Genomic DNA, 8,443 nt, shown 5'->3' with positions numbered 1-8,443 from the left:
TCGCTAGGGTGTGGGAGAGTAAGACACCGCCGACACATTCCTTACAACGGGGCCGGTAGAAGGCAACTTCTACCGGCCCCGTTTTTCGTTGTTGAGATCGAGAACCGCGCGCACGTAGCCTCGTGGCATGAGCGGTGTCCGGATTCTCGTGGTGCAGCCGTCGCGTTCCGATCCACCCGGTGCCTTGGGCGACTGGCTGGAGGAAGCCGGCGCGGAACTCGACGTGGTGCTCCCCGCGGAAACCGCGTTGCCTGCGGTGGAGGACTACGACGCCCTGGTCGTTCTCGGTGGCGAGATGGGTGCCTACGACGACCTGGACTTCCCGTGGCTGGCGGACGTGCGGCGGATGCTCAGCGGCGCGGTCGCGAAGAGCATGCCGGTGCTGGCGATCTGCCTGGGCGCCCAGCTGCTCGCGGCGGCCACCGGTGGCCAGGTGCGGCAGATGAAGAAGGGACCGGAGGTCGGAACGCTGCTGGTCGCCAAGCGCGACGTCGCCGCCGAGGACCCGCTGCTGGGGCCGCTCCCGCTGACCCCGGACGTCGTGCAGTTCCACAGCGATGAGTTCAGCCTGCCGCCCTCGGCGCAGCTGCTCGCGTCGTCGCCGAAGTGCGACAACCAGGCCTTCCGACTGGGCGAGTGCGCCTACGGCCTCCAGTTCCACGTCGAGACGTCCCCGGAGGTCGTGCTGGAGTGGGCGCGGATGTCACCGGAGATGGCGGAGACGGCGCGGCCGGGGCAGCTCGACCCCGAGCACTTGGCCGAGTTCCACGCGGACCTGGCGGAGACGTGGCGGCCGGTGGCGGAGCGGTTCGTGCGGATCGTCGCGACACCGCCGGAGGAGCGGAAGGCCAGCAGGTTCCTGCCGCTGGCGTGACGCGGGCGCAGGTGGGTCCACGAACGGGATCGAGGCGGACTACGGTTCGATTATGGCCAACAGCAACTCGTCCAGGTCCGGTTCGCCGTCGACGGCTCGGTACGGGTTCAGCGACGCCGAACGCTCCGAGGAGCAGTTGCGGCGCGCGGGCTGGTGGTCCGATCGCGGGCCGGGTGAGGCAGAGCCGATCGTGGCCGCGCTGTCCCGCACTCCCGACCCGGATCTGGCTCTGCACTCCCTCGACCGGTTGCGCGAGGCCGATCCGGATGAGTGGGGTCGGCTGGCGGAGGCGCTGGGGGAGGACGTCGGGCTCCGAGGCCGGCTGTTCAGCGTGCTCGGCGATTCCACCGCGTTCGCCGATCACCTCGCCGCGCATCCCGCCGACTGGAAGCGCCTGACGTCGGAGGCGACTCCGCCGGAGACCATCGACGAGTGGACGGCCGCCCTGCTGGAGGCGGTCGGGGCCGAAGGGGACGGTGAGCCCGCTACCGAGGGCGGACCTGTCGCGAAGCTTCAGGGGCCGGAGGCGGTCCGGGCGCTGCGGGCGGCCTACCGGGCGTTGCTGCTGGACGTGGCGGCGCGCGACCTGGGCGGCATCGCCGAGCCCGGCCTGCCGACCGTGCCCTACGACGAGATCGCCGAGATGCTCGCCGACATGGCGGTCGCCGCGCTCAAGGCGGCGCTGGCGGTGGCCGTGGCCGAGCTGCGCGGTGCGGGCGTCGAGCAGCTGCCGCGGATCGCGGTGATCGCGATGGGCAAGTGCGGTGGCCGGGAGCTCAACTACGTCAGCGACGTCGACGTCGTGTTCGTCGCCGACGGCGAGGCCGACATCGCGGTGGGGACCCGGTTGGCGAGCACGATGATGCGGGTGGTCGGACCTGCGTTCTTCGAGATCGACGCGAACCTCCGCCCGGAGGGCAAGGCGGGCGCCCTCGTCCGCACCCTCGACGGGCATCTCAGCTACTACCGGCGGTGGGCGAGGACCTGGGAGTTCCAGGCGCTGCTGAAGGCACGTCCGGTGGCCGGCGACGCGGAGCTGGGCGTGCGGTACCTCAACGCGGTGCGGCCGATGGTGTGGACGGCGGCCGAGCGCGAGGACTTCGTGGCCGACGTGCGCTCGATGCGTCGCCGGGTGGAGGACCACGTCCCGACGGATCTGGCGGAGCGGGAGCTCAAGCTGGGGCGCGGAGGTCTGCGCGACGTCGAGTTCGCGGTGCAGCTGCTGCAGATGGTGCACGGCCGCAGCGACGAGGCGCTGCGCTCGTCGACGACGCTGGAGGCGCTGCGGGCGCTGGGCGAGGGCGGTTACGTGGCGCGGGCCGACGCCGCGGATCTCATCGATTCCTACCGGTTCCTGCGGACCGTGGAGCACCGGTTGCAGCTGCGGCAGCTGCGGCGCACCCACCTGTTCCCGGAGTTCGACGATGCCGAGGCGCTGGGCGTGCTCGGCCGGGCGGTCGGGTTCCGCTCCAGCGGCCGCAACACCGCGGCGCAGGCGCTGGTCGCCGAGTTCCGCAGGCACGCCAAGCGGGTTCGGCGGCTGCACGAGAAGTTGTTCTACCGCCCGCTGCTGGAGGCGGTGGCGAAGGTGCCGACCGAGGCGATGCGGCTGACGACGTCGGCCGCGGCCGAGCGGCTCGCGGCGCTGGGCTACACCTCGCCGCAGGGCGCGCTGCGGCACATCGGGGCGCTGACGTCGGGGGTGTCGCGGCGGGCGAGCATCCAGGGCGCGCTGCTGCCGGTGCTGCTGGACCTGCTGGGCAACACCCCGGATCCCGACGGAGGCCTGCTGGCCTACCGCAAGGTGTCCGAGGCGCTGGCCGAAACCCCTTGGTACCTGCGGTTGTTGCGGGACGAGGGCGTGGTGGCCGAGCGGCTCGCGCAACTGCTCGGCACGTCGAAGCTGGTGCCGGAGCTGCTGATCCGCGCCCCGGAGGTGCTGCGGCTGCTGGGCGACACCCCGGCGCTGGCCGAGCGCGGTTCGGGGGAGGCCGCGGCGTCGTTGCGCAGCACGGTCGGCCGCTACACCGATCCGCAGCGCGCGGCAGCGGCGGCGCGGTCGTTGCGTCGCCACGAGCTGCTGCGCATCGCCAGCGCGGATCTGCTGGGGCTGGTGGAGCTGGACGCGGTGTGCCAGGGGCTGTCGAACATCTGGGTCGCGGTGCTGGAGTCGGCGCTGGACGTGTCGGTGCGCGACACCGCGGCGCGCTGGGAGGGGCCGGTGCCCGCGAGGCTCGCTGTGATCGGGATGGGCCGTCTGGGCGGTGCGGAGCTCGGTTACGGCTCGGACGCGGACGTGATGTTCGTGTGCGAGCCGGTCGACGACGCCGACGAGGCGACGGCGCTGAAGTTCGCTGGCACGGTCGTGGAGCAGGTGCGGCGGCTGCTGGGCGCGCCGAGTCAGGACCCGCCGCTGGAGGTCGACATCGACCTGCGCCCGGAGGGCAAGCAGGGGCCGCTGGTGCGGACCCTGGACTCGTACGTGTCGTACTACCGGCGTTGGGGCGAGGCGTGGGAGTTCCAGGCTCTGCTGCGGGCCCGGGCGGTGGCCGGTGACGCGGATCTGGGGGAGCGGTTCTGCCGCGCCATCGACCCGATCCGCTATCCCGAGGGCGGGATCGACGAGGCCAAGGCGCGGGAGATCCGCCGGATCAAGGCGCGCGTGGACGCCGAGCGCCTGCCGCGCGGGGCCGATCCGGCCACGCACACGAAGCTGGGCCGGGGTGGTTTGGCGGACGTGGAGTGGACGGTGCAGCTGTTGCAGCTGCAGCACGCCCACGCGGTGCCGCAGCTGCGCACGACCTCGACGTTGGACGGTCTGCGCGCGGCGGCGGAGGCGGGGCTGCTCGACGAGTCCGACGCCCAGGAGCTGATCGCCGCGTGGACGCTGGCGACCCGCTTCCGCAACGCGGTGATGCTGGTCCGCGGCAAGCCGGGCGACCAGCTGCCCAAGCACGTCCAGGAGCGCGCCGCCGTGGCGGCGGCCCTGGGCTACTCGGCCGAGGTCGACACGGGCGAGGTCGTCGACGATTACCTGCGAGTCACCCGCCACGCCAGGAGCGTCGTGGAACGGGTCTTCTACGAATCATGATCGTTCCCCACCGCCCCGCTTTCTGAAAGAAATCGACACACCCCGCGCGTGTCGGTCTCCGCGTCGAAAACCCGGTTCTCGTCGCGCGAAAACCGGGGTTTTCGACACCGGGTTTCGCGGTGACGGGGTGGTCGGGTTGAGCGGTGGGGAACTCGGCCGGTCGAGTGGTTCGGACCGCTCGGGCCTCGGCGAGCGCGGAAAACCCGCCGGTCGGCGGTCCCCTCGGGGAGGAATGGCTCCCTAACCTGATCTCTGCACCGCGGTCGGGGAAAAGGGGACTGGAAAATGTCCGAGGACTTCGAGCTGCTCGTCGACCGACAGGCGTTGTGCGGTACCGGTCCGCTTTGGATGTCCGCCCAGAATTGCGTGTATTGGGTGGATCTGCTGCGCAGGGAATTGCACACCTTCTACCGGGACACCGGTGTGGACGAGGTGCGGGTGCTGCCGGGCAAGGCGACCGCGCTCGGCGCGACGCGGCAGGGCCAGCTCATCGCGGCTGCCGACGGCGGGTTCGCCCGGGTGCACCTCGGCCGGTCCGGCCTGGAGCCGGTGGTGCAGGTCCGCAACGGCGACCGGATGAGCATCGGCGGCTGCGATCCGGCGGGGCGCTTCGTGGCCTGCACCGCCACCCGCTCCGCCGAGCTCCGCGCCAGCGGCTGCTACGTCCTGGAGGGCCACCGGGCCCGCCTGCTGCTCGACGGTCTGACCGCGCCGGGCGGGGTGGCGTGGAGCCCGGACGGGACCCGGATGTACGTGGTCGACCTGCGCACCATCTGGATCTACGACTACGACGCCGAGCGCGCCCGCGCCCACGCCGGCCGCAAGTGGGTGGTGTGCGCGGAGTCCGACGGCAGCCCGGAGGGCATCGCGGTGGACTCGGACGGCTGCGTCTGGGCGGCGATGCACTGGTCGGGCCGGATACACCGCTACTCGCCGGCCGGAGATCTGGAGACGGTGCTGTGGGCGCCGACCCGGCGGGTCACGGGCCTGGCGTTCGGCGGCTCTCGCCTGGAGGAGCTCTACGTGACCTCGGCCTGCTTCGGCTACGACGAACCCGCCTTCACCGCCGACCCCTACGCGGGCTCGCTCCTCCGCTTCCACCCCGGCGTCACGGGCGCCCCGCTCACCCCTTGGCAGGGCATCTGACCGCTCGCTGATCAGCCAGTAGTACTAGCGGATCGAACGACGTGCTCGTCCCGGTCCTACGACGACGAGAGGCCCCGCCGGTCCGGGACCGGCGGGGCCTCTCGGGCTGGTCATCGACTCACACGTCGAAGTACAGCGAGAACTCGTGCGGGTGCGGGCGGAGGCGGATCGGGTCGATCTCCTCCTCGCGCTTCAACCGGATCCAGGTCTCGATCAGGTCCGGGGTGAAGACGCCACCCTCGAGCAGGAAGTCGTGGTCGGCTTCCAGGTTGTCGATCGCCTCGGCCAGCGAGCTGGGGACGGTCGGCACGTTCTTGGCCTCTTCCGGCGGGAGCTCGTAGAGGTCCTTGTCGATCGGCTCGGCCGGCTCGATCTTGTTCTTGATGCCGTCCAGACCGGCCATCATCATCGCGGCGAACGCCAGGTACGGGTTGCCGGACGGGTCCGGGCAGCGGAACTCGACGCGCTTGGCCTTCGGGTTCGAGCCGGTGATCGGGATGCGCATGCAGGCGGAGCGGTTCCGCTGCGAGTACACCAGGTTCACCGGGGCCTCGAAGCCCGGCACCAGACGGTGGTAGGAGTTCACCGACGGGTTGGTGAAGGCCAGCAGCTTCGGCGCGTGGTGCAGGATGCCGCCGATGTAGTAGCGCGCGGTGTCCGACAGACCGGCGTAACCGGCCTCGTCGTAGAACAGCGGGCTGCCGTCCTTCCACAGCGACTGGTGGGTGTGCATGCCCGAGCCGTTGTCCTCGAACAGCGGCTTCGGCATGAACGTCACGGTCTTGCCGTTCGCCCAGGCGGTGTTCTTGATGACGTACTTGAACAGCTGCAAGTCGTCCGCCGCGTGCAGCAGCGTGTTGAACTTGTAGTTGATCTCCGCCTGACCGCCGGTGCCGACCTCGTGGTGGGCCCGCTCGATCTCGAAGCCCGAGTCCTGCAGCTGGGTCACCATCTTGTCGCGGAGGTCCGCGAAGTGGTCGTACGGCGAGACGGGGAAGTAGCCGCCCTTCATCCGGGTCTTGTAACCCCGGTTGCCGCCCTCCTCGTCGCGACCGGTGTTCCACCAGCCCTCGACGGAGTCGACCTCGGCGAAGGTCTTGTTGGGGGCTTCCCCGAACTTGACCGAGTCGAAGATGTAGAACTCGGCCTCGGCGCCGAAGAACGCGGTGTCCGCCACGCCCGACTCGGCCAGGTACTGCTCGGCCTTGCGCGCGATGTTGCGCGGGTCGCGGCTGTAGGGCTCCAACGTGAACGGGTCGTGCACGAAGAAGTTGAGGATCAGCGTCTTCTCTTCGCGGAACGGGTCCAGCCGCGCGGTGTACGGGTCCGGCAGCAGCAGCATGTCGGACTCGTGGATCGACTGGAAACCGCGCACCGACGAACCGTCGAAGGCGAGGCCGTTGGTGAACGCGTCCTCGTCGAACGCCTTGGCGGGCACGGTGAAGTGCTGCATGATGCCCGGCAGGTCGCAGAACCGGACATCGACGAACTTCACGTCCTCGTCGGCGATGAACCGGAGGACCTCGTCTGGATTCTTGAACAAGCTCGGTGGCTCCTTCACGCAGTCGTACAGCTCACCGGTGCCACGTCGATTGGTCGCCGCCGGCTCGTGGCTCACGGTATGTCACCGGTGTTGCCCCGGCGTCTCCTGAATGTTTCGTGGGCGTTAACTGCCACCTGAACGGGTGGTCCCGGTTACACTTCGCGGCTGAACCCGATGCTCCGGGTGGCCCGACGAGAGCAGTGCGTACCCTGGATGACGTGCGAAATGTCCTCGGCTCGTGGCTGGACGGCCCGAAAAGCGCAGTGAACAACGCGCGTGAGCAGGCCGACGAGAACCGGCCCGCCTTCCGCGGTGAGAAGCTGGGCCTGCCCGAATCCGGCCCCGGTTCGGCCGCCCCGCTGGGCAAGCGGCTGCTGGCCTTCGTGGTCGACCTGGTGCTCGCCGCGCTCATCACGGCGGCCTTCACCGCCCCGGCCTACCCGGGCGACTGGAGCCTGCTGACCTGGCTGATCATCACCGTGGTGCCGGTGTCGTTCTTCGGCGCCACACCCGGCATGGCGCTCGCCAAGATCTGGGTCGCCCGCGTGGACTCCACCAGCATGGTCGGCCCGCTGCGCGCCCTGATGCGCGGCCTGCTCACCGTGCTGATCATCCCCGCGGTCATCTGGAACTTCGACGGTCGCTCCTGGCACGACCGGCTCAGCGGCACCCTCGTGCTGCGCCGCTGACCTCGTGCACCGCTGACCCGCCTGGACGAGGAGAGAACGGGCCCGGGGAGTGATCCCCGGGCCCGTTCCGTCCGCTGTGCCGGACCGCGTCACTTGGCGCGGCGCATCGCCCGCGAGACGTTGCGCATCTTCGCGCCCTGCGGAACCGGACCCTTCGGCATCGCGTTGCCGCGGCTCGCCAGCGCGGCCAGGCGGTTCTCGATGCTGTCGATCTGCGCCGGACCGATGTTGCGCGGCAGCTTCATGATCCGCTGCTGCAGCTTCGGCAGCGGGACCTGGTTCTCCTCGTTGCCCACGATCAGCTCGTAGATCGGGGTGTCGCCCACCAGGCGCGACACGCGCTTCTTCTCCTGCGCCACCAGGTTCTTGACCCGTCCAGGCGAACCCTCGCCGACCAGGATGATGCCCGGGCGCCCGATGATCCGGTGCACCGCGTCGAGCTGCTGCGTCCCGGCCACCGCCTGGGCCACCACCCAGCGGCCCCGCAGGTTGTCCAGCGCCCAGCCGGCCGCACCCGGCTGCCCTTCCGCCTTCCGGAACACCGTCGCCTGCACCCGGCGGCCGAAGATGATCACGGCCGCGAGCAGGCCGAACGCCAGCCCCACTGGCAGGAACACCCAGTGCAGACCCCAGATCATGCCCAGCAGGAAGACCACGACGGTCACACCGAGGAACGCCCCGAGCATCAGCGGCAGGAGGAGCTTGTCCTCCCGGCGCTGCATCTTGAACGCCTCGAAGATTTGCTTGACGCGGCCTACCGAGGCCTGACGTCGCTGTTTGGCCGCCTCTTTCTTAGCGGCCTTGTCCTGCTTGGCCATGTACTTCAGGATACGGCTCTCTTTTGCGAGGTTGTAGCCGCGTCCTCGGTGCCGTGATCGAGATGTGTCGCGATCACGGGCGGTTCGGTTGTACTGACAAGACTCTGTGGTCACCCTGCTCGGCGGTGCCGGAAGCGGAACCTGAGCGACCCTCTGGCTCCGGGATCCGAGGCTTATGTATGTCAATACACGACACGTCGGCTGTCCTACCCGGAGAGCCGCTCAGAACCCGCGGCGGTTGCCTGACGTGGGGTTTTTGGCATTGAGAAGGGGGGGGGGCGC

The 8,443-nt window shown here is 70.0% G+C and carries 6 protein-coding genes; 4 read left to right on the top strand and 2 right to left on the bottom strand.

The annotated features are described in order from the left end of the window. Positions 1–127: 127 nt before the first annotated feature. The 3 genes from QFW96_RS30105 (at position 128) to QFW96_RS30095 (ending at position 5,111) form a co-directional block, all read left to right on the top strand. Positions 128–874: a type 1 glutamine amidotransferase gene (locus QFW96_RS30105; RefSeq protein WP_281459146.1), complete on the top strand. Its 747-nt coding sequence runs from the start codon at positions 128–130 to the stop codon at positions 872–874. Between the two features lie 52 nt (positions 875–926). Continuing rightward, positions 927–3,965, top strand: a complete 3,039-nt coding sequence (locus QFW96_RS30100; protein ID WP_281459145.1) for a bifunctional [glutamine synthetase] adenylyltransferase/[glutamine synthetase]-adenylyl-L-tyrosine phosphorylase — start codon at positions 927–929, stop codon at positions 3,963–3,965. Between the two features lie 285 nt (positions 3,966–4,250). Next, positions 4,251–5,111, top strand: coding sequence for an SMP-30/gluconolactonase/LRE family protein (locus tag QFW96_RS30095; protein ID WP_281459144.1), 861 nt, complete (start codon positions 4,251–4,253; stop codon positions 5,109–5,111). A gap of 118 nt (positions 5,112–5,229) precedes the next feature. On the opposite strand, the gene glnA is transcribed toward QFW96_RS30095, so the two are convergent. Further along, the gene (glnA, locus tag QFW96_RS30090) at positions 5,230–6,654 is read right to left on the bottom strand and encodes a type I glutamate--ammonia ligase (RefSeq protein WP_281459143.1); all 1,425 of its coding nucleotides are present in this window, start codon (positions 6,652–6,654) and stop codon (positions 5,230–5,232) included. A gap of 218 nt (positions 6,655–6,872) precedes the next feature. Between glnA and QFW96_RS30085 the strand changes: the two genes are divergently transcribed. Continuing rightward, positions 6,873–7,343 carry an RDD family protein gene (locus QFW96_RS30085; RefSeq protein WP_281459142.1) on the top strand — a complete coding sequence of 157 codons (471 nt, stop codon included), beginning with the start codon at positions 6,873–6,875 and terminating at the stop codon, positions 7,341–7,343. 89 nt (positions 7,344–7,432) lie between these two features. Here the strand turns inward: QFW96_RS30085 and QFW96_RS30080 are convergent, their stop codons facing one another. Then, the gene (locus tag QFW96_RS30080; RefSeq protein ID WP_281459141.1) at positions 7,433–8,161 is read right to left on the bottom strand and encodes a DUF4191 domain-containing protein; all 729 of its coding nucleotides are present in this window, start codon (positions 8,159–8,161) and stop codon (positions 7,433–7,435) included. Between the last annotated feature and the right edge of the window lie 282 nt (positions 8,162–8,443).

Origin of the sequence: Saccharopolyspora ipomoeae (genome assembly GCF_029952525.1) — a bacterium.
GTDB lineage: Bacteria > Actinomycetota > Actinomycetes > Mycobacteriales > Pseudonocardiaceae > Saccharopolyspora > Saccharopolyspora ipomoeae.
This window is presented reverse-complemented; position numbering and strand designations above follow the sequence as displayed.

Bases quoted from the DNA above. Each gene is read 5' to 3' on its own strand.
- QFW96_RS30105 (WP_281459146.1), top strand. From the start codon at position 128: ATGAGCGGTGTCCGGATTCTCGTGGTGCAGCCGTCGCGTTCCGATCCA.
- QFW96_RS30100 (WP_281459145.1), top strand. From the start codon at position 927: ATGGCCAACAGCAACTCGTCCAGGTCCGGTTCGCCGTCGACGGCTCGG.
- QFW96_RS30095 (WP_281459144.1), top strand. From the start codon at position 4,251: ATGTCCGAGGACTTCGAGCTGCTCGTCGACCGACAGGCGTTGTGCGGT.
- QFW96_RS30080 (WP_281459141.1), bottom strand. From the start codon at position 8,161: ATGGCCAAGCAGGACAAGGCCGCTAAGAAAGAGGCGGCCAAACAGCGA.